Consider the following 1,197-nt stretch of genomic DNA (forward strand, 5'->3'; position numbering starts at 1 on the left):
GGGCAGGGGAATCGCAGATAAGTTGATTGGCTATTGCCAAGCCGCAAAAGAAGGATTCTTGAGAGGCTTTCTCGTAGCAGAGGAGGCCCGAGTGCGGCTTGTTTTGTCGATCCTGCAAGCAGTTCGCGATCCGCGCGACATCAACGCGCGGCATGATCTTGCTGAACTTCTGTTTCTGGCGCTGGCGGCGACGCTGTGCGGGGCCAAAAGCTGTGTGGATATTGCGGAGTTCGCAGAGGGGCGCGAGGAGGAGCTGAAAGAGTTCATCGAGCTGAAGCATGGGTGTCCGAGCCACGACACCTTCAGCCGGGTGTTTCGGCTTCTTGATCCGCAGGAGTTGTCGGATGCGCTGAGCGCCTTCATGGCGGCATTGCGGCGTGAGCTTGGGCTCGGCCCACCGCGTGGCGTGGTGGCCGTCGACGGCAAGGCGCTGAGGCGCGGTTATGAGAAGGGCCGCGCCTTCATGCCGCCGCTGATGGTCAGTGCCTGGGATGCCGAGACGCGGCTGGCGATTGCGGCAACGCGGGCGCCGGCCTCCGACGAGGTTGCGGCGACGCTGGCGCTGCTGAAGAGCCTGGATCTCAAGGGCTGCACGGTGACGGCCGACGCCTTGCATTGTCGCCCCGAGACGGCCAAGGCGCTGCTGGCGCAGAAGGCGCATTATGCCCTTGGGCTGAAGGCCAACCGGGGTCGTCTGTTTGCCGCGGCCGAGAAAAGCTTCGCCGCGGCGGGCGAGATCGCCGGCTTCGAAACACGCGACAGCGGCCATGGCCGCACCGAAGTGCGCCGCGCCAGCGTGCTGCCGCTTGCTAGGCTCAAGGACGCGCCCGCCTTCCCCGGCCTCAAGGCCATTGGCCGCGTCGAGGCCCTGCGCACCACTGCCGACGGCAAGACGACCACATCGGTCCGCTATATCGCCCTCTCCAAGGTGCTGACGCCCAACAAATTGGCTGAGACGGTTCGTGCCCACTGGACGATCGAGAACCAGTTGCACTGGAGCCTTGATGTTGTCTTCCACGAGGATGACGCCCGCGCCCGAAAGGACAACGCGCCACAAAACCTGGCCGTCATCCGCAGGCTCGCCCAAAACATCTTGGCTGCCCATCCGCTCGACAAACCAATCGCCAGCAAGATGCGCAGGGCCAATTGGAGCAAAGACTTCTTCTATGAACTCTTTACTCATATGCGATAGCCCTG

Annotated in this window: 1 protein-coding gene; it reads left to right on the forward strand. The window is 63.2% G+C overall.

The window, feature by feature from the left end:
- The first annotated feature begins 91 nt into the window (after positions 1-91).
- The gene (locus tag EOA32_RS37335; protein ID WP_128374321.1) at positions 92-1,192 is read left to right on the forward strand and encodes an ISAs1 family transposase; all 1,101 of its coding nucleotides are present in this window, start codon (positions 92-94) and stop codon (positions 1,190-1,192) included.
- The last annotated feature ends 5 nt before the right edge of the window (positions 1,193-1,197 follow it).

It is taken from the genome of Mesorhizobium sp. M1A.F.Ca.ET.072.01.1.1 (assembly GCF_004023325.1).
GTDB lineage: Bacteria > Pseudomonadota > Alphaproteobacteria > Rhizobiales > Rhizobiaceae > Mesorhizobium.